Annotated in this window: 26 protein-coding genes and 1 tRNA gene; 12 read left to right on the top strand and 15 right to left on the bottom strand. The window is 59.8% G+C overall.

Annotated elements, in window-relative coordinates; all coding sequences use genetic code 11:
- Window positions 1-31 precede the first annotated feature (31 nt).
- Complete coding sequence (locus ABEH27_RS03505) at window positions 32-1,654, top strand: hypothetical protein (protein WP_346612222.1); 1,623 nt, start codon at window positions 32-34, stop codon at window positions 1,652-1,654.
- A gap of 3 nt (window positions 1,655-1,657) precedes the next feature.
- Window positions 1,658-1,921 carry a YkgJ family cysteine cluster protein gene (locus ABEH27_RS03500; protein ID WP_346612221.1) on the top strand — a complete coding sequence of 88 codons (264 nt, stop codon included), beginning with the start codon at window positions 1,658-1,660 and terminating at the stop codon, window positions 1,919-1,921.
- Window positions 1,922-2,031: 110 nt separating this feature from the next.
- Here the strand turns inward: ABEH27_RS03500 and ABEH27_RS03495 are convergent, their stop codons facing one another.
- Window positions 2,032-4,071, bottom strand: coding sequence for a DUF262 domain-containing protein (locus ABEH27_RS03495; RefSeq protein WP_346612220.1), 2,040 nt, complete (start codon window positions 4,069-4,071; stop codon window positions 2,032-2,034).
- Window positions 4,072-4,353: 282 nt separating this feature from the next.
- On the opposite strand from ABEH27_RS03495, the gene ABEH27_RS03490 reads away from it, so the two are divergent.
- Entirely contained in the window at window positions 4,354-5,343 is a 990-nt protein-coding gene (locus ABEH27_RS03490) for a 5'-nucleotidase (RefSeq protein WP_346612219.1), read from the top strand.
- Between the two features lie 6 nt (window positions 5,344-5,349).
- Here the strand turns inward: ABEH27_RS03490 and ABEH27_RS03485 are convergent, their stop codons facing one another.
- The 4 genes from ABEH27_RS03485 to ABEH27_RS03470 form a co-directional block, all read right to left on the bottom strand.
- A complete protein-coding gene (locus ABEH27_RS03485; RefSeq protein WP_346612218.1) occupies window positions 5,350-5,511 on the bottom strand; it encodes a hypothetical protein in 162 nt (53 codons plus the stop codon).
- 74 nt (window positions 5,512-5,585) lie between these two features.
- Window positions 5,586-5,750: a hypothetical protein gene (locus ABEH27_RS03480; protein WP_346612217.1), complete on the bottom strand. Its 165-nt coding sequence runs from the start codon at window positions 5,748-5,750 to the stop codon at window positions 5,586-5,588.
- A gap of 121 nt (window positions 5,751-5,871) precedes the next feature.
- Complete coding sequence (locus ABEH27_RS03475) at window positions 5,872-6,345, bottom strand: anti-virulence regulator CigR family protein (RefSeq protein ID WP_346612216.1); 474 nt, start codon at window positions 6,343-6,345, stop codon at window positions 5,872-5,874.
- A gap of 67 nt (window positions 6,346-6,412) precedes the next feature.
- Window positions 6,413-7,327, bottom strand: coding sequence for a LysR family transcriptional regulator (locus tag ABEH27_RS03470; protein ID WP_346612215.1), 915 nt, complete (start codon window positions 7,325-7,327; stop codon window positions 6,413-6,415).
- Window positions 7,328-7,510: 183 nt separating this feature from the next.
- On the opposite strand from ABEH27_RS03470, the gene ABEH27_RS03465 reads away from it, so the two are divergent.
- From ABEH27_RS03465 to ABEH27_RS03455, 3 genes are read left to right on the top strand one after another with little or no spacing between them, the layout of a single operon-like run.
- The gene (locus ABEH27_RS03465) at window positions 7,511-8,845 is read left to right on the top strand and encodes a nucleobase:cation symporter-2 family protein (RefSeq protein ID WP_346612214.1); all 1,335 of its coding nucleotides are present in this window, start codon (window positions 7,511-7,513) and stop codon (window positions 8,843-8,845) included.
- 57 nt (window positions 8,846-8,902) lie between these two features.
- The gene (locus ABEH27_RS03460) at window positions 8,903-9,412 is read left to right on the top strand and encodes a nucleoside deaminase (RefSeq protein ID WP_258652939.1); all 510 of its coding nucleotides are present in this window, start codon (window positions 8,903-8,905) and stop codon (window positions 9,410-9,412) included.
- The gene (locus ABEH27_RS03455; RefSeq protein ID WP_346612213.1) at window positions 9,409-9,759 is read left to right on the top strand and encodes a hydroxyisourate hydrolase; all 351 of its coding nucleotides are present in this window, start codon (window positions 9,409-9,411) and stop codon (window positions 9,757-9,759) included. The genes ABEH27_RS03460 and ABEH27_RS03455 overlap by 4 nt, the downstream gene beginning before the upstream one ends.
- A gap of 56 nt (window positions 9,760-9,815) precedes the next feature.
- On the opposite strand, the gene ABEH27_RS03450 is transcribed toward ABEH27_RS03455, so the two are convergent.
- The 8 genes from ABEH27_RS03450 to trbK form a co-directional block, all read right to left on the bottom strand.
- Window positions 9,816-10,889, bottom strand: coding sequence for an aldo/keto reductase (locus ABEH27_RS03450; RefSeq protein WP_346612212.1), 1,074 nt, complete (start codon window positions 10,887-10,889; stop codon window positions 9,816-9,818).
- A gap of 180 nt (window positions 10,890-11,069) precedes the next feature.
- The gene (locus ABEH27_RS03445; RefSeq protein WP_346612211.1) at window positions 11,070-11,291 is read right to left on the bottom strand and encodes a hypothetical protein; all 222 of its coding nucleotides are present in this window, start codon (window positions 11,289-11,291) and stop codon (window positions 11,070-11,072) included.
- A gap of 18 nt (window positions 11,292-11,309) precedes the next feature.
- A complete protein-coding gene (locus ABEH27_RS03440) occupies window positions 11,310-11,681 on the bottom strand; it encodes a hypothetical protein (RefSeq protein WP_346612210.1) in 372 nt (123 codons plus the stop codon).
- Between the two features lie 207 nt (window positions 11,682-11,888).
- Complete coding sequence (locus ABEH27_RS03435; RefSeq protein WP_346612209.1) at window positions 11,889-12,554, bottom strand: HD domain-containing protein; 666 nt, start codon at window positions 12,552-12,554, stop codon at window positions 11,889-11,891.
- Between the two features lie 20 nt (window positions 12,555-12,574).
- Window positions 12,575-13,291 carry a hypothetical protein gene (locus tag ABEH27_RS03430; protein ID WP_346612208.1) on the bottom strand — a complete coding sequence of 239 codons (717 nt, stop codon included), beginning with the start codon at window positions 13,289-13,291 and terminating at the stop codon, window positions 12,575-12,577.
- Window positions 13,292-13,434: 143 nt separating this feature from the next.
- Window positions 13,435-13,659: a hypothetical protein gene (locus tag ABEH27_RS03425; RefSeq protein WP_346612207.1), complete on the bottom strand. Its 225-nt coding sequence runs from the start codon at window positions 13,657-13,659 to the stop codon at window positions 13,435-13,437.
- A gap of 110 nt (window positions 13,660-13,769) precedes the next feature.
- Window positions 13,770-14,126, bottom strand: coding sequence for a hypothetical protein (locus ABEH27_RS03420; protein WP_346612206.1), 357 nt, complete (start codon window positions 14,124-14,126; stop codon window positions 13,770-13,772).
- Window positions 14,127-14,214: 88 nt separating this feature from the next.
- Window positions 14,215-14,385 carry an entry exclusion lipoprotein TrbK gene (trbK, locus tag ABEH27_RS03415; protein ID WP_346612528.1) on the bottom strand — a complete coding sequence of 57 codons (171 nt, stop codon included), beginning with the start codon at window positions 14,383-14,385 and terminating at the stop codon, window positions 14,215-14,217.
- A 392-nt stretch (window positions 14,386-14,777) separates the two neighbouring features.
- Here trbK and ABEH27_RS03410 point away from each other — a divergent pair, with 392 nt between their 5' ends.
- The 6 genes from ABEH27_RS03410 to ABEH27_RS03385 all read left to right on the top strand — a co-directional run bounded on the left by ABEH27_RS03410 (window position 14,778) and on the right by ABEH27_RS03385 (window position 19,167).
- A complete protein-coding gene (locus tag ABEH27_RS03410) occupies window positions 14,778-15,020 on the top strand; it encodes a hypothetical protein (protein WP_346612205.1) in 243 nt (80 codons plus the stop codon).
- 75 nt (window positions 15,021-15,095) lie between these two features.
- Window positions 15,096-15,362, top strand: coding sequence for a DUF3077 domain-containing protein (locus ABEH27_RS03405; RefSeq protein WP_346612203.1), 267 nt, complete (start codon window positions 15,096-15,098; stop codon window positions 15,360-15,362).
- A gap of 815 nt (window positions 15,363-16,177) precedes the next feature.
- Window positions 16,178-16,420 (top strand): hypothetical protein, encoded by a 243-nt coding sequence (locus tag ABEH27_RS03400; protein WP_346612204.1) that lies wholly within the window; start codon window positions 16,178-16,180, stop codon window positions 16,418-16,420.
- Window positions 16,421-16,495: 75 nt separating this feature from the next.
- Window positions 16,496-16,762 (top strand): DUF3077 domain-containing protein, encoded by a 267-nt coding sequence (locus tag ABEH27_RS03395; RefSeq protein WP_346612203.1) that lies wholly within the window; start codon window positions 16,496-16,498, stop codon window positions 16,760-16,762.
- A 448-nt stretch (window positions 16,763-17,210) separates the two neighbouring features.
- Window positions 17,211-18,374, top strand: coding sequence for an AAA family ATPase (locus ABEH27_RS03390; protein WP_346612202.1), 1,164 nt, complete (start codon window positions 17,211-17,213; stop codon window positions 18,372-18,374).
- A 118-nt stretch (window positions 18,375-18,492) separates the two neighbouring features.
- On the top strand, window positions 18,493-19,167 hold the full coding sequence (locus tag ABEH27_RS03385) for a polysaccharide lyase family 7 protein (protein ID WP_346612201.1): 675 nt from the start codon (window positions 18,493-18,495) through the stop codon (window positions 19,165-19,167).
- Window positions 19,168-19,544: 377 nt separating this feature from the next.
- On the opposite strand, the gene ABEH27_RS03380 is transcribed toward ABEH27_RS03385, so the two are convergent.
- Window positions 19,545-20,345 (bottom strand): HNH endonuclease, encoded by an 801-nt coding sequence (locus tag ABEH27_RS03380; protein ID WP_346612200.1) that lies wholly within the window; start codon window positions 20,343-20,345, stop codon window positions 19,545-19,547.
- A gap of 273 nt (window positions 20,346-20,618) precedes the next feature.
- Window positions 20,619-20,695, bottom strand: a tRNA-Pro gene (locus tag ABEH27_RS03375).
- Window positions 20,696-20,707: the final 12 nt, after the last annotated feature.

The following is a 20,707-nucleotide window of genomic DNA, read 5'->3' as shown; positions in this document are numbered from 1 at the left end:
CCTCTTCCATCCGTTTTTCATGGATCCGAATATGCACGCAGCAGCGCGAGACTATCCCTGGGCTGAAGAGCTCGAAAAGACCGTAGTCAATAGCTTGACCACCAGCTTTGGCCTGGACTTTCTCTTGTTTCAGGACAAACACGGCGGGAATGTGGACACTGTTCACAATGCCCGCAACGGCGTTTGGGCGACTGAGCAAGAGCAGCAGCGCTATGAACAACGCGGCGACTACAATCCGGATCCATACCATCAGCATCAGAACTACATCGACACGGGCCGACGGGACAAGGCCACCCACCAGGCTGGCGAGCTTCACGACCCATACCGCAATACAACCTTGAGCACAGCGCAAAAGCGCAACCTCGATCACGTTATCAGCGCCAAGGAAATTGATGACGATGCAGGCCGTGTGCTAGCCGGCCTGAGCGGTGTTGAACTGGCCAACCAGAGCAGTAACCTGCAAACGACACACGAGAGCGTCAACAAGTCCAAAGGCCAAACGCCAATCAACGACTACTTGAACCAACTGCCCACGCTCATTAACAAGAGCGAAACCAAATTGGTGAAAGATCGGGCACGCTTGGCCTCACTGCCGCGTGACACCCCACAACAGCAGCATAATGCGCGCGTACTGGAAGACCAGATTCGCAAAGACGAGAACAAGATCGAAGCCTTGAAGGCCATCGACCCTGAAGAGATGCGTAAACGCGACGAGGCTGCCAGGGCCCCCTACAACGAGCAGATCAACCGCACTTACTACACCAGCAGCAAATTCTGGAAGCAGAGTGCGTCTGCATCGCTGGATGCAGGACTGAAAATGGGTACTCGCCAGATGCTTGGCCTGGTGTTGGCCGAGGTCTGGTTCGAATTACGCACACAGGTGCCGGTATTGCTTGAGAAGATCAAGCACAAGTTCGACTTCGAAGCCTTCATCGACAGCGTCAACGCTACCCTCAAAGGCATCTGGGAACGCGTGAAAGCCCGTTTCACGGACTTTCTCGTCGGTTTCAAGGACGGTGTTTTCGCAGGCGTCATGGCCAGCGCCACTGCCACACTGTTCAATGTGTTCGCCACCACCAAGGTTATGGCGATCAAGATTATCCGCGAAGTCTGGAGCCAGTTGGTCCAGGCCGTAAAACTGATGATCTTCAACCCTGAGAAACTGGCCTTCGTTGACCTGTGCAAGGCCGTTACCAGTTTGATGTCCTTAGGGGCCGCCACCGTCGTGGGGACCATGGTGCATGCGCAATTACTACCGCTGTGCAGCTTCCCGTTCGGGGGTGAACTGGTAGCGTTCGCCAGTGCGTTAATCACCGGTGTGGTCACGCTGGGCCTGAACTACTTCCTGCTGCACAGCCCTTTGGCGCTGAAGCTGTGGGCTTTCATCGAGTCGATCATGCCCCATGCCGGAGTGGTTAAACACTTCGAGTCGGTGAATGCGGAACTGGACCGTTACCTGACCGAGCTCAGCCAGCTCGAATTCAACCTGGATGCAGACGAGTTGCTGGAGTTCTCCCTGACGCTGGCCGCCTGCAACAGCGAACTTCAGCGTGGCAGCGTGCTGAAAGAAGAAGTGGCCAAACGCAATATCGAACTGCCCTTCGAAATGGGCAATAGTGCAAGCTCTCGCAAATGGCTAGCGTCGCTGGTTTAGGCGATGCAGCCTTTCCCCTGTAACCAGTGCGGGCTGTGCTGCCGAAATGTACACCTCGCCGAGGAAACGCGCTTTCTCGACCGGGGGGACGGTACGTGCAGGCATCATGACGTGGCGAGCAAGCGCTGCGCGATTTACGCCGACAGGCCAGAGATCTGTCGGGTTGATCGGCAGTATGAGCTGCATTATTCGCGCACCTATGAATGGGATGTGTTTGTGAAGCTTAACCTTGAGGTGTGCGAGGCCCTTCAATCCCATTGCACTTAACGCCGTGCTCAGCAAGCTTGCCCGCGAGGGCAAGCTTGCTTTAGCAAGATCAAAGCAATAACGAACTTTCACTTCGTGCGTGAACGCTCAAGGTTTTCCACAAGCGAGAATCACGCTCTCACACTCACCCGCTTGGCCGAAAGGCTGGGCTTCAGGCTTCTCGTAGAAAACGCGCCGGCCTTGCCCTCCCGTATGGCCTGTGCTTGCTGACCAAAACACAGCGCCAGGTAACTCTTCAAATCATCAGGCGTGGTTGACAATTTAATATCCCAGCGCTTTTCAACGAACTTCAACAGCGCCACACCGCGGACGGCGATATTCTGCGCGTCCCACTCTCGAAAGACCTGGGCAACCTCAGTGGCAGAATAACTGCAGTTTTCATACCGTGACCGCTTGCCTTTCTCCGTTCGCCCCAACTTGATGGTATAGGCCTCATTGGAAGCCGCACCGTTCGCGCTACGAGACAAAAGCAGCAAATTACCGAGTGAGTTTTGCAGTGCTTTTGTGATGCGCTTATTCACATCGGAACGGCCATCCACATAGAACCTCTGCCCCCAGTATGCCTCGCCCTGCCCCGAGGGATTTTGCGGAAAGATGTGTTCAACGGTTTCATCAAAATGGAAATCGGACCACGCCAGTTTCAACGGGTTGTTGCCATTATTATGGAAGCTGGCCTCGTACTCATAGAGCGCTAAACGTGTGAAGTCCCATTTATAAAAGCCGTCCCCGTTCTGGAAGCGGCGATCAATATTGGTTTGAAGCTCCGAGTGACTGAACAAGCCCAGCCATGGGAAATCGTCGTCATCGTAACCCCCTTGCGCTGTTTCGTCGTTACTGACCCACGCTCTGACCAATCGCGCTACCAGGTCAATTGCAGCATGATCATCCAGTTCGTCCATGCCATATTCTTCTACCAGAAAACCGTCCCTGCCAGGCTCCAACAGCGTGTAGGCTGCGGACTCCATGTCGGCTCTCCCCAATGTTGCCCTGCCCCCCGACAACCTCAAGATTACCACGACGAACCGCTCTACTTCCCCGAGCAGCTTTTCCACGGAGGATAACGATTGAGCATGCTCCTGCGGCGCGCTCGTGGCTCCCAGCACATTCGCAGAGGCGCGCAAATACGCCGACAAAATCAACGGTTTGAAAAATGCGAAGCCGCAATGCTCAAGCCGGCTTAATTGCTGCTGATGGGCCGGCGGCATAAGTGCGGGCGCATGAATATGCGACCACCAGATCGCCGCACACTCCAAGCTGTGGATGTACTTACGGATAAACCCAAACGTCGTCTGTTTGACACCGGGGGCAAACACTTCATGAAACAACACCGTTTCCAGCCAGTTCGCGTCACGCTTACGTTTGAAATAAGCGGTTGAGTGGGCCATGAGGAACTCATCATCCTGGTGCTGGGTTTTATCGCTGCGCCCCAGCGCCCGATAAACCCCTTTCCAAGCGCGGTGAATTTGATGACGGAGCGCCTCCGCATCATCACCCGGCTGGGCAACGACCGTGGTGAGGTAGATAAGCCTGTTCTTCAGCAGCTCCATCTTGGAAAGAAGCCGCCCGCGGTTATTGAGCGTTTCAAAAGCCACATGAATATCAAACGACGGCGACACCGCCAGGATGAACAGGCAAAACTTACCGAGCAGCACATCGAGCAGGTGCGCAGCTTCTTCCTTCGACAGCTCACCGACTGCCCTGTTGAAGTACTCCGATGCCGACTTCAGATTTAGCGCGTAACTGGAGGGCTCACGCGTCAACTGCGCCTCTGCCCGTGCATCACACAATACATAGAAATCAAAGTATGCCTGGAACTCCTTGTTATCCTGGAAGCACAATGCATAGCGCGTAGGTTTTGCCCCCGTCCGCACACGCAGGGCATTGGCGAGCAACATCACTGTTAGTAGCCGCTGCTGACCGTCGACCACCTCGGCCAGCTGAACGCCCCTCTTTAGGGCGCCTTTACGAAGTAGCATCATGCCCGTGAAATGTTGCTCAGCGCCGCTGCCAGCGACGTTCTTCATGTCTCGCCAAAGGGCTTCCCACTGCACTTCCCCCCACGAGTACCCTCGTTGGTAATCTGGAATTGAGAAGCTGTATTGCTCAAGCACCTCACCGAACTTATGAAGCTGGGCATCACCGGATTGCATGGACTTTCCTTGTATCATTGTGGTTTACCTGCCTGCTGAGGGCAGTTTTCGAAATAATCGCCACCTCACTTTTCGCCCGTTGAGGTGTACGTTTAACTTCCTTTTCTGGCAGAGCCTGGTGGGCCCCAAGCCCTGCGGGGAGAGCTTCAGGACTGTAAATGGCCTGCCTCAAGTTTAAAGGCAATAGGCCATCAACAAAAGCTTGCGGCTTGCGGTCTGGCCACGTCGCTTTTGCCTTGCAGCTGTGTTTTGCTAAGCCCCACTTACTCAGGGAAGCCGCCCATGCCCTACCCCATCGAACAGAAACTCGTCGTCGGCGTCGCCTCCAGCGCCTTGTTCGACCTGACCGTGTCCGACGACATCTACCAGACCGATGGTGTAGAAGCCTACCGCCTGCACCAGGAAGCCAACCTCGATGTGCCCTTTCCCAAGGGCGTCGCCTTCCCCTTCATCCGCCGCTTCCTGAGCATCAACAAGGCCTTCCCGGAGCAGCTGCCGGTGGAAGTGGTGCTGCTCTCGCGCAACTCACCCGAGACCGGCCTGCGGGTGTTCCGCTCGATCGACCATTACGGCCTGGACATCAGCCGCGCGGCGTTCATGTCCGGCCGTTCGCCCTACGAGTACATTCCCGCATTCAACGCGTCACTGTTCCTCAGCGCCCACGAAGGCGACGTGCAGCGCGCCATTGACGCGGACTACCCCGCAGGCCTTGTATTGCCGAGCAAGATCTACGATGACGAGATCGACACCGAACTGCGCGTGGCCTTCGACTTCGATGGGGTAATTGCCGATGACGAGGCAGAGAGCGTGTACAAGCAGCGCCAGGACCTGAATGAATTTCAGGCCCATGAGCATGCGCACAAGGCCATCCCGCACCAGCCGGGGCCGCTGGCAGACCTTTATCGCAAGCTGTCGCTGATTCGCCAGTTGGAGGATCGCAAGCTGGCGCAAGACCCGGACTACAAGCGCATTCTGCGGATTGCCATCGTCACCGCGCGGAATGCACCGTCCCATGAGCGGGTGGTGACGACGTTGAAGAACTGGGGCGTTTCGCCGGATGAGTCGTTCTTCCTGGGCGGGATGGAGAAGGACCGGGTGCTGTCGATTCTCAAGCCGCACATGTTCTTCGATGACCAGCGCAGCCACCTGATGTCGGCCGCAGGGGATTTGCCGATGGTGCATGTGCCGTTTGGGGTGGCGAACCGGGCCCACAAGGAGCGGGTGGTGAAACTGGGGCTGGTGGCGGCTGGTGCGGGCAAGCCCGCTCCGTAGCAGGCTTCAGGCGCTTTCCTTGCAGCCAGCCAGGCCGGTGAGCAGCACCAGCGCCAGCGGGAGCTTGTAAAACAACAGCATAGCCTGCGCAATCACTGTGGGAGCTGGCTTGCCAGCGATCACCGGCGAAGCCGGTGCCAAACACTGCGGCGCCTGCATCGCCGGCAAGCCGGCTCCCACACAGTCAGCAACGCATTGCGCCCATTCTCCTTTGCACGATTACACAGGCTGAAGGTCGGAAATCAGCGAGGGCCGCCGCCGTGGCCACCCATGCCAAAGCCGCCATGGCCACCGCCGTGCCCACCACCACCGCCACCGCCGCCCGGCGGCATGAACATCCAGCAACCCGACAGGGTAGATACCAAAGCCGCGACAAGGGCTGCGCGGGCAACGTGTTTCAACTTCATCGAAAAACTCCAAAGGCAAGATCGGCTGCCTGCCTGACGCCAGGTTGGGCAGCGCGCGGATTCTAGATGCGCTGACGGCCAGCCTGTGGGAGCTTTTCCAACACTTTACAATCTGGGCGCCTCAATCGAACGCCCCATTGACGACCTCGTAGATGATCCCGGTCGCAACTGCCACGAGTATCAGGTCCACCCCGGCCTGCATCCACTCGTAGCCGTCATAGTGAGGCAGTTGCCCCAGCAGCCGGCCATCGAGCTTCTTGGCGATACCGGGTGGCAGTGGCTTACCCCGCGCCAGGTTTTTCTGGATACCAGGTGGCAAGGCGGGGCCTGGGCTCCAGTAGCTGCGGTGACCGCCGAGGATACCGAGCACATCCCCCCGATCGATGGACGGCCCGCCATGCCAATCCGCATCGCCAGAACCGGACTTTTTACCCCCCGCATTACCTTGCCCATGGCCGTGCTGAGCCTGGCCCTTGCCCTGCCCCTGCCCTTTGTCATTGCCCTTGCCGTTACCTGGGTCGGCCAAGGCAGTACCAGACGCCACTATCAGGGCAGCCGACGTGAATAGCGCAATCAACGCTTTGAAGTTGGCCATACGAGCATCCCTTGCGATATGCGATGTACGTTGAAATATAGACGACAGCGAAGACATAAAGCGCGGCCTACAGCGTGGTAGGCATACCTCGCCGGTCCAGCTCGTACACCTTGGTTTGCCGCAGGCAGTCCCGCAACCACTGCGCCGCCCTGCCCGGTCGGCGCTTCTGGTGCCACAGCAGGTCCACGCCCACCAGCCAGTCAGTATGCGGATAGGCCTCCAGCTGCAGCTCGATGAGCTCCCCCGAATCAAGCTCGCGCTGCACCAACTGCCGCGGCAACGTCGCCCAGCCCAAGCCACCGCGCACCATCTCCACCAGCGCCAGGTAACTCTCGGCCTGCCACACCTGCGCGGCGCGCAGGTATTCGCTGCTGGGCAGCTTTTGGGCGTGGCCGAAGAACGCCAGGCGGCGGTGGGCATGCAGGGCGGCGAAGGGGCAGGTTTGTAGCTGCGCCAATGGATGCCTGGCGTGGCAGACGTGGGCCATGATCAGCTTGCCCAACTGCTGGAAGGCCAGCGTCGGCGGGTAACCCGGCTGGGAAAAAGCGATGCCCAGGTCTGCCTCGCCCTTGTGCACCATTTCGCTCACATCGCCGTGCACGGGGTGGCGAATCAGCAGGTCGACAAAAGGGAAGGCCTCGTCAAACGCTTTCAGCGCCGGGATCAGCGAGCCGTAAGGCACCTCGATGGCCAGCGTGAGCGCGGGTTCCGCCTGTTCCGCCAAGCTGTCGGCGCTGCCCTCCAGGGCATAGCAACGCTCAAGAATACCTTCCGCCCGCAACAACAATTTATGGCCAGCCGCAGTCAATGCGGGGATGCGGCTGCTGCGGTCGAACAGCTCCACGCCCAGGTCCGCCTCCAGGTTGCTGATCGCCGCACTGACCGTCGACTGAGTACGCCCCAGCCGCCTGGCTGCGGCGGAAAATGACCCCGCCTGCACCGCTGCGACGAACACCTGCAATTGCTCCAGCGAAAAGCGCATCTCCAACCCCGCATGGTGACGTGAACCATCGATGCTAACGATGGTTACTCATTTGTTCCATCGCTTGTTTCGCAGGATTATCACCCTCGACAACGCTGGCAGCTGCCCGTGCCTCTCTGCACTGCGTGTCACTCCAGGCGCCGAAAACAACGAAAAGAGCCGCACCTACAGGAGATTCTCGCCATGAGCCCCACCCCGGTCCACGCTGTGGACGAAGTGCTACCGCTGCGGCAGCTGTTCACCTTTGGCCTGCAGCACGTGCTGGTGATGTATGCCGGCGCCGTCGCCGTCCCGCTCATCCTCGGCGGCGCGCTGGGCCTGACCCAGGCGCAGGTCGTCACGCTGATCAACGCCAACCTGTTCACCTCCGGCATCGCCACACTGATCCAGACCCTCGGCTTCTGGCGCTTCGGCGCGCGGCTGCCGTTGATTCAGGGCTGCTCGTTCATCGCTTTGGCGCCGATGATCATGATCGGCAAGCAGTTCGGCCTGCAGGAGGTGTTTGGCGCAGTGATCGCCGCGGGGGCCATCACCATCGCCATCGCCCCCTTGTTCAGCCGGCTGCTGCGGTTCTTTCCGCCCGTGGTAATCGGCAGCCTGATCACCATCATCGGCATCTCGCTGATGCCCGCAGCAGCCATCTGGCTGGGTGGCGGCAACCCGGACGCGCCGGACTTCGGCAAGCCCGCCAACTTGCTGCTGGGCATGGCGACCGTGGCCATCACGCTGGTGGTGTACGCACGCTTTTCAGGCTTCATCGGCAACCTCAGCGTACTGATCGGCCTGGTGTGCGGCAGCCTGCTGGCGGCGGCCTTCGGCATGACGCACTTCGGCAACGTCGGCCAAGCCGCGTGGTTCGAACTCAGCCCGCCGATGGCCTTTGGTGCGCCGCAGTTCTCCAGCGTACCGATCCTGATCATGCTGCTGGCGATGCTGGTGATCATGGCCGAGACCACCGGCAACTGCCTGGCCATCGGCAAACTGGTTGGCAAGCCCACCGACCAGGCCACGCTCGGCAACGCGTTCCGCGCCGACGGGTTTTCGACCATGCTCGGCGGCCTGTTCAACAGCTTCCCGTACAACGCCTTCACCCAGAACACCGGGCTGATCGCCCTTTCCAACGTCAAGAGCCGCTTCGTGGTGGCCGCCGCTGGCGCGATCATGGTGTTGATGGGCCTGTTCCCGAAACTCGGCGCACTGATCGCCGCCGTGCCCACGCCGGTGCTGGGCGGCTGCGCCATCGTCATGTTCGGCATGACCACCGTGGCGGGCATCCAGGAGCTGTCACGCGTGCGCTTCGAAGGCACCCGCAACGGCATCATCGTCGCCGTGTCGGTGAGTATCGGTGTGTTGCCGATGTCGTTCCCCGCGCTGTTCCACCACCTGAGCGGCCCGCTGAAGCTGGTGCTGGAAAGCGGCATCTTCCTCGGCGCCATCGCCGCCATCACCCTCAACCTGCTGCTCAACAACGACAAGGCCACTGGCCCGCACGCCGCCAATGCCAGCGTGGCCAAGTGACCCGTTTTGCTGCGCGCCCAACGGCGCGCTTACCACCTGCCTACCCAAGGAGCCGTCATGACTACTTCCAACCAGCCTGCTGCCAGCGGCGTTAGCGCCCTCGACCTGGACCTGCTGCGCCAGTCGATTCGCCTGTCGGAGCAATCCCGCGAACGCGGGCGACACCCTTTTGCGGCGATCGTCGCCGATGCCAGCGGCCGGGTGATCGCCAGCGCCGGCAACAACTCCATGCCACCCGAAGGCGACCCCACCCAGCACGCCGAACTGGTCGCCGCCGCCCTGGCCGCCAAAGCGCTGCCGCCGGAGGCGCTGGCCGAGTGCACGCTCTATACCAGTGCCGAGCCTTGCTGCATGTGTGCCGGCGCCGTCTATTGGACTGGCATCGGCCGCGTGGTGTACGCGCTGTCGGAACACACGCTGCTGGGCTTGACCGGCGCGCATCCGGAGAACCCGACATTCTCCCTGCCGTGCCGCGAGGTGTTTGCCCGTGGCCAGCGGGATGTGTGCGTGCACGGCCCGATGCTTGAGGACGAGGCGGCCACCGCGCATGACGGGTTCTGGAAATGAACGGGGGTGTTTCGATCCATGTCGTCGATATTGCCAGCGGGCGCGTGGCGCAGGGTATGGCGGTGAGTATCGGCGCGGTCGGGCAAGCGCCCATGCTTGAAGGTTACGTGGACGAGCGCGGGCTGCTGCCGCAACTGGATGAGCTCAGCGAGCGGTTTGCTGTGGGTGTTTACGAGGTGCGCCTTCAGGTAGCGGCGTTTTATCGGGCGCGGGGTACTGCACTGCCCGACATGCCTTTCATGGACGAGCTGATTTACCGATTTGGCATTGGCGATACCCGGGAGCACTTTCATCTGCCGTTCAAGCTTACGGCATGGGGCGTGAGCTGTTTCCGCGGCGGTGCCTGATACGGCGGGCACGGGGCAGCCTTGAATGACAAGCGCCGCCCCGCCGCTTCAGACTTTTACTCCGATTGCAGCTTCATCGTCTGCCGGTGCAGCTCGATGAACGGCGCCTCTGCCGGGTCGATCCGGTCCATGCCCGCCGCAATCCGGTGCCAGTACGGGTACTGGGGCGCAATCCGCGTCACCCGCTCGATCTGCTGCTGGTCTTCAGCCGTCAGCACCAGCTCCACCGCCTGCAGGTTGTCTTGCAACTGCTCTACCGTGCGCCCGGCGGTGATCACACTGGTAATGCCCGGCCGGTCCTTGAGCCAGGCCAGGCACACCCGCGCCGGCGAACAGCCGTGGCGCTGGCCAACCTCGATCAGCGCTTCGATGATGTCGTACGCACGCTCTTTGTCGTGCACGTAGGGCTCTGGCCAGTCATTGCCCTGACGCGTACCGGCCGGCGTCTTGTGCCCGCGCCGCACCTTGCCGGTCAACAACCCCTCCCCCAACGGCCCCCACACCAGGGTGGCGAAGCCCTGGTCCAGCGCCATGGGCAGCAGCTCGTACTCGGCCTCGCGGGCTTCAGGGGTGTAGTAGATCTGCTGGGAAACGGGTTGCTGCCAGCCGTTGAGCTGGGCGCTGCCGAGGGTTTTCATCATTTGCCAGGCGGTGTAGTTGGAGCTGCCGAAGTAGCGGATTTTGCCGCTTTGCACCAGGTTGTCCAGGGCCGACAGCGTTTCTTCCACCGGCGTGATGCCGTCCCAGTTGTGGATCTGGTAGAGGTCGATATGGTCAGTGCCCAGGCGCTTGAGGCTGGCTTCGCAGGCGCGGACCAGGTGGTAGCGCGAGGCGCCGCTGTCGTTGGGGTTGTCGCCCATCGGGCTGCGCGCCTTGCTGGCCAGGATGATCGAATCGCGCCGCTGGCCCAGGGCCTGGCCGACGATTTCCTCGGCCAGGCCCTGTGAGTAAAGGTCTGCGGTGTCGACCAGGTTCACCCCGGCGTCGAAGGCCATGTCGAACATGCGCCTGGCTTGGGTGACATCGACGCTACCGGTCTTTTCGAACGCCCCCCGCCCACCGAATGGGACGGTGCCGATGACCAGTTCGGAAACGAGCAGGCCGGTGTTGCCGAGTGCGCGGTACTTCATGGGGATTGCCTCCAAATGCGAAAGACTTGGAAGTACCGACGGCGTGGGGTGCTGAAACGTTCAATCGGATGACTCAAGCGCTTTGAGCTGGATGAGGCTTTGTGGATGTGCGTGTGTATGTGTGTGGGAGCAGCCCTTTCGCGACACAAGGCCGCTTCCACAGGCCCATCACCGAACTCTTTATTTGTTACCCGGCGGCTGATAATCGTAAGGTTGCTCGACGCTTTGCCTGACCGTTTGTGCGTCATCATCAGCCCCCTGCCGGTCGCCGCCCTCTTCCTCATTCATCAGCGGATCGTCATCCGGATCAGGGACCGTGGGGTGGTCAGGGTCCACTGCCGGGTCGGGTGAAGGGGGCATGTCGCGGTCGCTGCCACCTGCTACGGTTTGCTCGATGTTCATCGCTGCATCCCTCGTTGCTCAGCGGGATTTCGGGTGCTCGCTGGAGACCGAATTGTTGGCGTCCACATCCCTCATCTCTTCATCTACCGGCGACTGGTCGTCGGCAGGCAGCGGCACTTCGCCTTCCCTGCTCCCGCGCTGCTGCAGTTTGTCCTCGTCTGTGCGCGCGGTGCCGTTATCCCGCTCGACCTGGGCATCCTGATCCGACCCGGGGTTGCCAGGTGGCGGGTTCCAGTCTTCGGGCCGGTTCTGCGACCATTTCTCACCAACGCCTTGCTTGGGTTCGGACTCGGCTTGCTCCAGCCCCGAGCCGTGGCCTGCGCCAGTATCGGGTGCGCCCTCGGCGGGGCCGGGGTAAGGGGCATCGGGGCCATTGTGATCGATTGCCATGATCGTTCTCCAGTTGCGCTTAGGGTTCAGGGTGCGAGCTTCACTCGGCGCCCGGCGGGATGCCGTCCTTGTTCCTGTCCTTGAGCTTGGCCTTTTCCTCTTCCGTGGAATGCGCCGGTACCTGGCTTTGTTTGGGGTCGTCTTTCTGCTCGGTCATGGTGCTGCCCTCTGGGTGATGTTCGTTAGGCACACCTGTTGTTGGGCAGTTCAAGCGAGATTGCCGAGCGTACCGACCTCATCCATGAAATCGTCGAGATACGCTTGGAGCCTCGCATGGCGTAAGGCCGCAAGCCGCGCCCCTTCGCCGGTCTGGAACCCTGACGCAAGCTGCAGCAGCTTGGTATGAAAGTGCTCGATGGCGAAGGTTGTGTCCTGATACGCCCTGCCCTGCGCGCTGGGGTTGGTGCAATCGTACAGCGACGAACCCATGCGCCCCGCCACATAGAAGCACCGGGCGATACCCACCGCCCCGATTGCATCGAGGCGGTCGCTGTCTTGCAGAATTCTGGCCTCCAGCGTCAAAGGCTCGAAGCCAGCCGAATAGCTGTGGGTTTTGACCGCATGCGCCACCTGCTCGATACGCCGCACGGGCCAGCCCATGGCAGCCAGGACTGAAGCGGCCTTTTCTGCCGACAGCGTCGATGCCTGCCCGCGAAGCGGCGAATCCTTCTCCACGGCCACGCAATCGTGCAGCACCGTGGCCGCGAACAGCACTTCAAGGTCGCCGCCCTCTACCTGTCGGATTCGCTGAGCGTTGACCCATACGCGATGGATGTGGGACAGGTCGTGGGAGCCGTCCTGCTGCCCGCTTGGCAGATGCTTCAGCAGCTCGGCGGCAAGATGCTGGTACGGGGCGAAGGCTTCAATCGTCATTTTTGGGACATTCCATCAGCTCATGGCCGCATCAAAGGCTCGATACCCATCCACTTCTTCACGGGGTGGTAGCAGAGTTCCAGCGGTGGTATCGGTAGCTTCTGGCCTTGCACCTCGAGCGCGCCCAGGTGGATGGTCCATTTGGAATCGGCATCGAACTTGTCGGTCTGGAAAATCACATAGGCAGAGCCGTAGCGCTTGTTGTTGGTCATCTTGGGGATGTTGCGGTGTACTTCGTCGCTGTTGATGTCGTAAGGCGATGGGCGTGCGGCCGGTGCGTACACGACCGGAAAGTCGTAGGTTTCGTTGATGCCCAGGTAAAGCTCGGGCCGCGCGTTCAGGCGGGAGCCGTCTTCGAAGGTGATGTAGGCCTGGCGACTGTCGTAGACGATCGGGATTGGCGGCTCGCCACCGCTGGAGTTGGTTGAAGGGCGTTGGCGGTCTGTGTTGTAGGCGATGAGCTGGACGTAGAACTCGGGGCGTGGGTATTTCTCGCCCGGGTATTGAACGTACAGGGCTTGTTCGTACCGCTTCTCGCCCCATAGGGCGGCGTGGTCGTAGAGGTAGGTTTCCAGGTAGAGGGTGCTTTCGCCTTTGGGGCCGGGGACTTTGAACTGGAATTCGGATTGGCACAGGTCGGCGTAGGCGGCGCGCTCGCGCTTCCAGGGGACGCAGGCGGCTAGCGTGGTCGCGGCTAGCAACAGGCTGAGCGATTTAATGCATCTCGGGTAGGCCATGACCTTCCTTAGTTATGAGTTTCCAACCGCAGCCGAGAGCGAATCAGCTGGCCATCATGCCGAGGGGATGCACTGCGCACACCAGTCTGAAGACGCGGGCCTGCTTTGCCAAGCGGACCCAACGCCTGTGACGACGGAAAGGATCAGCCCACCTCGATCTGTGACAAACCGAGCACCTCGGCTTGGGCCAGGATTTCTTCAGGGGCCGCATCGGCAGGCGGCATGACCAGGCTGTTCTCGCCATCGCCGAAGTGCAGCACCATCAAGTGGAGCGCCGCCTCGTGAAGGGCAAGGCTGGGCTGCTTGAGTTCGAAGGTGTGAATGGAGGGAGTGCCGTTGAGTACATAACGTACGGTGTAAGCGTGCATGAGAACCTCTCGGACGGAAGGGACTCATTACTTGACCCAGCGGACAAAAAAAGATTCACACTCACGCGTTCTCCCGCCAGCCCTCGTGCAGAGCTGGCGAGAGCGTCAGTTCAGCGGCATTGCCCAGCGGCACTCTGCAGCGCATTGCAGTTGCTGTTACCGGCACTGGAACCGGCGTTGGCACTGTTTACCGAATTGGCACCCGAGCAGATGGCGCTGGAGCTCACTGCGCCCATCACTGTGGTGATATAGCACTGGTGCTTGCGGCCACGGGTAGCGGCAACGAAGTTGATGGCGCCGGAGACTTCGCCGGAGCGATCGGAAATGGTGACCTGGTCGGCCGTGGTATCCAGGGCAAAGGCGGCCTTGCGGGCAAGTTCTGCATCCGAAACGACATTGTTACCAATCGTCCCGCACCCGGCGAGCGTGGCGATCAGACCTGCGAACAGCATTTTCTTGGCGAGCATAGAGACCTCTGTCTTCAAAACGTCCATTAGTAAAAGGACCACGTAGGGTGGCCGCTTCCATGTCTTGCGGTTGGAGCAAGTTGACCCGCTATCGAGCCATGCACTTTTCGACCAGCGAATCCCGCGCGCCATCGGCAGGTAGTGTCTTCAGGTAGTCGGGTTGGCAGTGCTCATCGGAGACTGCATAGCGGGTAGCATCGTCGCCACAGGCCGTCAGGAGGACAGCGGTGGCAATGAGAAGAAGGGATTCGCGAAACATCATCAGGCTCAGTCCATTGAGGGGCCCGAAGTTATAGCAAAATTATTGGGAGTTACGAAGCAGTAATCCACTGTTACAGCCAACGGCTAAGAAAATCAGATTAAGCCCCTTTCTTGTAGGGCATTTCCCAAAGATACTGCCGACGCCTGTTTTTCGTTGCACCCGCAAAACGTGAATCATAGTCTCGGCCAATCGCTACTAATCAGCGATACGGTTTTGACAGACCGTGAGTCACTGAGTGCATGTGCAATGCCAGTTATGGCAGCTGTACGTGGGGCACCTTTGTGTGCGCCGGGATTCTCAGTGCCCTCGGTCTGTCAACCCACGAACAGCTGCCACCCTTCCGTTTGACAGCGGGAGTGCGGCAGCCCTTGACGGCACTGAGAGGGTTTATGCTGAAAGTAGTCCCCGATCCACCCCACAATCTCCACTCCCTCGAAGACACGCTGATAATGGCCGCCGACTACGCACTCTGCGCGGAAGTCGTTGCCCAGCAGGCGATACTGATGCAGCCCAGATCCCCCGTGTCCTTGTTGATCATGGCCTCAATGCACGAGCTGGAAACACTGCGCAAATTGCTCGAGTCCGCGCTGGTTCAAATACAAAAACCAGCCGCCCCGCAGCCAATGCACTAGCCCGCAGCATGATCTGCCTGGCCTGCCACTTCCAGCGGTCAGCCCAGGCATCTACAACTTCAGGGAGATCAATCAATGGCCACCGAAGAAACCCACTTCACCGTCGGCAAAACCACCTTCTACCAAGGTGAAAACCACACCCACCCTTTGTTCCGCATCGAACCCGGCATCCCCTGCCAGAACGCCCGCGAACAAGCCTCCGAACTGATGGGCTACGCCCGCGACCTGTCCATCGACGGCCTGATGGAAGACAAACCGCAGTTGCTGTGGGCCTCCCACTACCTCTGCGCCCTGGCCAAGGCCCTGCTCGACGATGCTGAACTGGGCATGATGAAAACCTGAACGGTAACGACCCTCGCGGGCCAGCACCGTCATTGTAGGAGCGGGCTTGCCCGCGAAGGGCCGCACAGCGGCCCCAGCAACTCAAGCCCCTGAGAGAAGGCATCCATGCCAAATGACACCCTCCCAACCAGCGCAAATCCAGGCAATCCAGACCACCGCTACGGGCTAAGCCAACCCCTGTTCACCGTCATCCCGGGAACACCTGGCACGGTAGCCAAAGCCCAAGCCACAAAACTGATGGACTGTGCCCGCCATCTCAACCACACGGGCGTCATGCTAGGCGACCAGCGCATGGTCGCCGCGTCCCATCTCCTGAACACGATGGTTCGTGCCCTGTTGGACCAGCTCGAAGGCGGCCGTCCCCCACTGCCGAAGTCATCTGATCGGTAGTAAGCGAGCCCCGGTTCCGCCACAATCGGCCACTCAGTTCAAGCTGGGACATGCTCAACCGCGCGTTGAATTTCCCTAATATCCTGTTACAGCCACCGGCTAAGAAAATCAGATTAGACCCCTTTCTTGTAGGGCATTTCCCAAAGATACTGCCGACGCCTGTTTTTCGTTGCACCCGCTAAAAGTGGACTTTAGTGTCGGCCCGTCGTTGTCACTCAACGACTGGGTTAGCCGCCCAAAAAATCGTCGGACACAACAGCCGTGCAATACCGAGCAATCGGCATTAGCGCCTTTATGGCGGCTGTGCGTGGGGCACCTTCGGGTGCGCCGGGTGCCTGACGTCCCGGTCGGCTAACCCGCGTACAGCTGCCACCCATTCGTTTAGCCGCGGTTGGTGGTTGCTCCACTACGACAGGAGCCACACCATGCTGAAGATCGTTCCCGATCCACCCCACTATCTCCACTCCCTCGAAGACACGCTGATAATGGCCGCCGACTACGCACTCTGCGCGGAAGTCGTTGCCCAGCAGGCGATGCTGATGCAGCCCAGATCCCCCGTGTCCTTGTTGATCATGGCCTCAATGCACGAGCTGGAAACACTGCGCAAATTGCTCGAGTCCGCGCTGGTTCAAATACAAAAACCAGCCGCCCCGCAGCCAATGCACTAGCCCGCAGCATGATCTGCCTGGCCTGCCACTTCCAGCGGTCAGCCCAGGCATCTACAACTTCAGGGAGATCAATCAATGGCCACCGAAGAAACCCACTTCACCGTCGGCAAAACCACCTTCTACCAAGGTGAAAACCACACCCACCCTTTGTTCCGCATCGAACCCGGCATCCCCTGCCAGAACGCCCGCGAACAAGCCTCCGAACTGATGGGCTACGCCCGCGACCTGTCCATCGACGGCCTGATGGAAGACAAACCGCAGTTGCTGTGGGCCTCCCACTACCTCTGCGCCCTGGCCAAGGCCCTGCTCGACGATGCTGAACTGGGCATGATGAAAACCTGAACGGTAACGACCCTCGCGGGCCAGCACCGTCATTGTAGGAGCGGGCTTGCCCGCGAAGGGCCGCACAGCGGCCCCAGCAACTCAAGCCCCTGAGAGAAGGCATCCATGCCAAATGACACCCTCCCAACCAGCGCAAATCCAGGCAATCCAGACCACCGCTACGGGCTAAGCCAACCCCTGTTCACCGTCATCCCGGGAACACCTGGCACGGTAGCCAAAGCCCAAGCCACAAAACTGATGGACTGTGCCCGCCATCTCAACCACACGGGCGTCATGCTAGGCGACCAGCGCATGGTCGCCGCGTCCCATCACCTGAACACGATGGTTCGCGCCCTGTTGGACCAGCTCGAAGGCGACCGCCCCCCACTGCCGAAGTCATCTTGATCGGTAGTAAGCGAGCCCCAGTTCCGCCACAATCGGCCACTCAGTTCAAGCTGGGACGCACCACATGCTCACCACCCTCGCCATCGGCAACTACCGCTCGATCAACCACCTCGTGCTGCCGTTAGGCCAACTCAACCTGGTGACGGGTGCCAACGGCAGCGGCAAATCCAACCTCTACAAGGCCCTGCGCCTGCTCGCCGAAACCGCCCAAGGCGGCGTGATCGAAGCGCTCGCCCGCGAAGGCGGCCTGGATTCGACCTGGTGGGCCGGCCCCCAGGCCAGCGCCCGCATGAAACGCGGCGAAGTGCCCATCCAAGGCCAGCACCCAAGCGAAGCCAAACGCTTGCGCCTCGGCTTCGCCACAGAAGATTTCGGCTTTGCTATCTCCCTCGGCCTGCCGATTCCCCTGCCCTATCCCACCGCGTTCATGCTCGACCCCGAGATCAAAACCGAAGCCATCTGGGGCGCCGGTGCGTACCGGCCAGCGTCCCTGTTGGTTGAACGTAAAAACGCGATGGTTCGTGCCCGAGAGGGCAACAGCTGGACGGTGCTGGATCAGCATGCCGATAGTTGCGAGAGCTTTTTCAACATCGTCGGCCGGCCCCGCCAGGCACCGGAGATCGGCGAGCTGCGCGCGTTCATCAACAGCTGGCGGTTCTACGATCACTTTCGCATCGACCGCGACGCGCCCTGTCGCCAACCGCAGTTGGGCACGCGCTCGCCAGTGCTGCATCACGATGGCCGCAACCTTGCCTCGGCGTTGCAGACCATCATCGAGATTGGCGAAGTTGAAGACCTCGTAGCAGCACTGGATGACGCGTTCTCGGGTAGCCGCCTGGAGATCGATGCGCCGCCGGGTGGGTTGTTCAGCGTACGCCTGCATCAGCATGGGCTGTTGCGGCCGTTGGGTGGTGCGGAGCTGTCGGATGGCACCTTGCGTTACCTGTTGTTGATGGCCGCACTGCTGACGCCACGGCCGCCGTCGCTGATGGTGCTTAACGAGCCGGAAACCAGTTTGCATGCTGACCTGCTGCCTGCGTTGGCGCGGCTGATCATACGCGCCTCGCAACGTAGCCAGGTTTGGGTGGTATCGCACAGCGCCCCGTTGATTGAGGCGCTGTCAGCGTGTGACGGGTGCGATGTGCTGGAGCTGGAGAAGATTCAGGGCCAGACCCAGCTTAGCGGGGTTGGGCTATTAGACGAGCCGCTGTGGCGCTGGGTTGATTGACGCTGACGGTGCACTGTCTAAAGTATTCGCGAGCGCTTGCCCTGAAATCCAAAGGCTTTACCCCGGCACGAGCAGGCGCATGCACTGACCAGGATTTTTATCGTCAGGAGACCTACCCATGACCGTGAACATCAGCAATCTAACGATCACGACCCCTGTGGCCACTTCACCTACCAACCCCGTAGCCCTCGAGCTCAGCGGGGCCGAAGCGCTCGCACGTTACCTAGACGTGGTGACTGCCCTGGCCGATGGCTCGGTCCAGTTTTCGGCGCCAACCAAAGGCGCGTCGAGTAAAAGCACCCACCGCACGCGCTGCGAATGGAAAGAGCCCAACTACTGGTTACTGGCCAGCGCAGCCGAGCACATCAACATGCAGGAAATGACGCTGACCAAAGTCAACTCCGCGCAGAAAGTGGTGATCTCGCAACTGCACGTGAAGGACGATGACAGCCCGCCAGTGAAGGTCTTCTGGAGCAAAGGCAACATCACCCTGGGGTTCCGCGAAACGTTCAACCAGTCCACCCCGGTCAACACCACGCTGCTCAAAGGCGTGCCCCTGGGTGCGAAGTTCACCGTCACCCTCCGCGTGCTCGCCTCGGGTGCCTTGACCGTGACCGCCAGTTGCAATGGCAAGGCCGGATCGTCCGGCAGCCTACACATGGACAGTTCGTGGCGCTCATCGCTGCTGAACTTCCATGGCGGCGTCTACAACCAGGTTGATTACACCGACGCCACTGCAGCAGACGACGGCTCAATCTGCATCGTGAGCGCGCTCTCACTGTCCCACGAGTAGCCGCGTAGATCGAAGCCGCGATCAAAAAAATTGAATCCCGCGGTTGCCCAACCGGTCAGGAATTATGAACGCAGTAAATCTGACGAGGTAACAGCAATGACTATCGAAGCAGAGACACTCGCTCAACTGACCGAAGCCCTTCAAGAGCGCGGCATGACCCTTGTAACAGACGTCGCATTTACCAGAGCGCCATACCGGCATAACCATCGCTGGGTTTGTAGCGTGGAGTAACCGTCCTTATTGCCGGCGGTTGGGAGTAGGCCTCCACCGCCGGCCGCTGCTGCAAGGGGTAGATGCAGTTGTGTGGGGTTGGGTTGCTGGATAAACCGCTGTAGCGCTGGGTTGCCTGATAACTATCGCTAGTCGTGGGTGTGCACTTAGTAGCTGAATACCCATCGCCCGCGCACCATTCCTTTAAGCTCAGCCATGCTGAGAGTCATGTCCCGCTTACGATGGACAACCGCGTGACAGTTAGCGCATAACGTGACGAGGTCCGTTTCAGGGTTCACAGCTTTCTCGCCACCGAACTCAGAAATCGGTACCACATGATGAACGTGAATGAAGCCTTTGGCGTGTTCGCCGTACGCCTGTTCGAAATCAAACCCACATCCCTTGCAGTCAAGCCCGTGGATGGCGATGGCCTTCATCCTCAGGTCTTTGCGGCGCTCGTAGCGAGTTCCAAAGTAGCTGGACTTGCTGCCCTCATTGGCCGACTCAAAGATGAATGGATCGCCTTCAATATCCGAAACTGCTGAATGACCCTCGTCGGGAAGCATCGCGTGGTTTAAGATGGCGTCGAAGTCCGCTTGGGAAATGGGCCGAACTCCGTCACGCCAATAGTTTTTCACGCGACTGGCGGGTATGGTTTCCAGATACGCTCCCCCAATTTTTGAGGGGACTGCGCCTTCAAACGGCGTGAAGTTTTCGATAAGTGCATAAAGGTCTCCCTTGTCACTTTTCGAGTCGGCGTAGACCTTGCCGATGCGTGCCTTACCAAAATAATGCGGGCGGGGACTGAGGCGGACTGCGGCAAAAGATTTGTCCGTAATCCGCCCTTTGTAGTAGATCACCTCGGTTCCCTCACCGAGCCAGCGTAGGTAGCGCTTGGGAAAATGGTAGACAGCGCCTGTTTGGTCCTCCCACTGCGATGTATCGTTCTCGGCGATTACGGTGGGCATCACATTTTCCTCTTTACTTGATGGCAAAAGCCTATCAAAAAAAAGGAAATTTCCTACAGATAAATAACAAGAGAACAACTCGGATCTAGGAGATTTCCTGATGACTCACTGCTTGGCCAGCCCCTCTGCAGCAACCCTCTTCCTGCCTATACGGCATTGCAGAAGCAATAATCACCGCGCGTCTCTGATTTAGCTGTTAAATAGCACGCCTTCGAAATTGCTCAATCCAAGAAACAAAAAAGCCACCCGAAGGTGGCTTAATCGTTTAAATAATGGTCGGGACGGAGTGATTCGAACACTCGACCCCTTGCACCCCATGCAAGTGCGCTACCGGGCTGCGCTACGCCCCGACTGGGCTTTGA

Source organism: Pseudomonas sp. P39-UII1 (genome assembly GCF_039672635.1).
Lineage (GTDB): Bacteria > Pseudomonadota > Gammaproteobacteria > Pseudomonadales > Pseudomonadaceae > Aquipseudomonas.
Note: the sequence above shows the minus strand (reverse complement) of the source record. Positions and strands in the feature narration are given on the sequence as shown.

Bases quoted from the DNA above. Each gene is read 5' to 3' on its own strand.
- ABEH27_RS03480 (WP_346612217.1), bottom strand. From the start codon at position 5,750: ATGAAGTTGAAACACGTTGCCCGCGCAGCCCTTGTCGCGGCTTTGGTA.
- ABEH27_RS03400 (WP_346612204.1), top strand. From the start codon at position 16,178: ATGCTGAAGATCGTTCCCGATCCACCCCACTATCTCCACTCCCTCGAA.
- ABEH27_RS03410 (WP_346612205.1), top strand. From the start codon at position 14,778: ATGCTGAAAGTAGTCCCCGATCCACCCCACAATCTCCACTCCCTCGAA.
- ABEH27_RS03380 (WP_346612200.1), bottom strand. From the start codon at position 20,345: ATGCCCACCGTAATCGCCGAGAACGATACATCGCAGTGGGAGGACCAA.
- ABEH27_RS03445 (WP_346612211.1), bottom strand. From the start codon at position 11,291: ATGAACATCGAGCAAACCGTAGCAGGTGGCAGCGACCGCGACATGCCC.
- ABEH27_RS03425 (WP_346612207.1), bottom strand. From the start codon at position 13,659: ATGCACGCTTACACCGTACGTTATGTACTCAACGGCACTCCCTCCATT.
- ABEH27_RS03430 (WP_346612208.1), bottom strand. From the start codon at position 13,291: ATGGCCTACCCGAGATGCATTAAATCGCTCAGCCTGTTGCTAGCCGCG.
- trbK (WP_346612528.1), bottom strand. From the start codon at position 14,385: ATGTTTCGCGAATCCCTTCTTCTCATTGCCACCGCTGTCCTCCTGACG.
- ABEH27_RS03450 (WP_346612212.1), bottom strand. From the start codon at position 10,889: ATGAAGTACCGCGCACTCGGCAACACCGGCCTGCTCGTTTCCGAACTG.
- ABEH27_RS03470 (WP_346612215.1), bottom strand. From the start codon at position 7,327: ATGCGCTTTTCGCTGGAGCAATTGCAGGTGTTCGTCGCAGCGGTGCAG.
- ABEH27_RS03505 (WP_346612222.1), top strand. From the start codon at position 32: ATGCACGCAGCAGCGCGAGACTATCCCTGGGCTGAAGAGCTCGAAAAG.
- ABEH27_RS03385 (WP_346612201.1), top strand. From the start codon at position 18,493: ATGACCGTGAACATCAGCAATCTAACGATCACGACCCCTGTGGCCACT.
- ABEH27_RS03500 (WP_346612221.1), top strand. From the start codon at position 1,658: ATGCAGCCTTTCCCCTGTAACCAGTGCGGGCTGTGCTGCCGAAATGTA.
- ABEH27_RS03440 (WP_346612210.1), bottom strand. From the start codon at position 11,681: ATGGCAATCGATCACAATGGCCCCGATGCCCCTTACCCCGGCCCCGCC.
- ABEH27_RS03455 (WP_346612213.1), top strand. From the start codon at position 9,409: ATGAACGGGGGTGTTTCGATCCATGTCGTCGATATTGCCAGCGGGCGC.
- ABEH27_RS03495 (WP_346612220.1), bottom strand. From the start codon at position 4,071: ATGCAATCCGGTGATGCCCAGCTTCATAAGTTCGGTGAGGTGCTTGAG.
- ABEH27_RS03420 (WP_346612206.1), bottom strand. From the start codon at position 14,126: ATGCTCGCCAAGAAAATGCTGTTCGCAGGTCTGATCGCCACGCTCGCC.
- ABEH27_RS03395 (WP_346612203.1), top strand. From the start codon at position 16,496: ATGGCCACCGAAGAAACCCACTTCACCGTCGGCAAAACCACCTTCTAC.
- ABEH27_RS03390 (WP_346612202.1), top strand. From the start codon at position 17,211: ATGCTCACCACCCTCGCCATCGGCAACTACCGCTCGATCAACCACCTC.
- ABEH27_RS03490 (WP_346612219.1), top strand. From the start codon at position 4,354: ATGCCCTACCCCATCGAACAGAAACTCGTCGTCGGCGTCGCCTCCAGC.
- ABEH27_RS03405 (WP_346612203.1), top strand. From the start codon at position 15,096: ATGGCCACCGAAGAAACCCACTTCACCGTCGGCAAAACCACCTTCTAC.
- ABEH27_RS03460 (WP_258652939.1), top strand. From the start codon at position 8,903: ATGACTACTTCCAACCAGCCTGCTGCCAGCGGCGTTAGCGCCCTCGAC.
- ABEH27_RS03475 (WP_346612216.1), bottom strand. From the start codon at position 6,345: ATGGCCAACTTCAAAGCGTTGATTGCGCTATTCACGTCGGCTGCCCTG.
- ABEH27_RS03435 (WP_346612209.1), bottom strand. From the start codon at position 12,554: ATGACGATTGAAGCCTTCGCCCCGTACCAGCATCTTGCCGCCGAGCTG.
- ABEH27_RS03465 (WP_346612214.1), top strand. From the start codon at position 7,511: ATGAGCCCCACCCCGGTCCACGCTGTGGACGAAGTGCTACCGCTGCGG.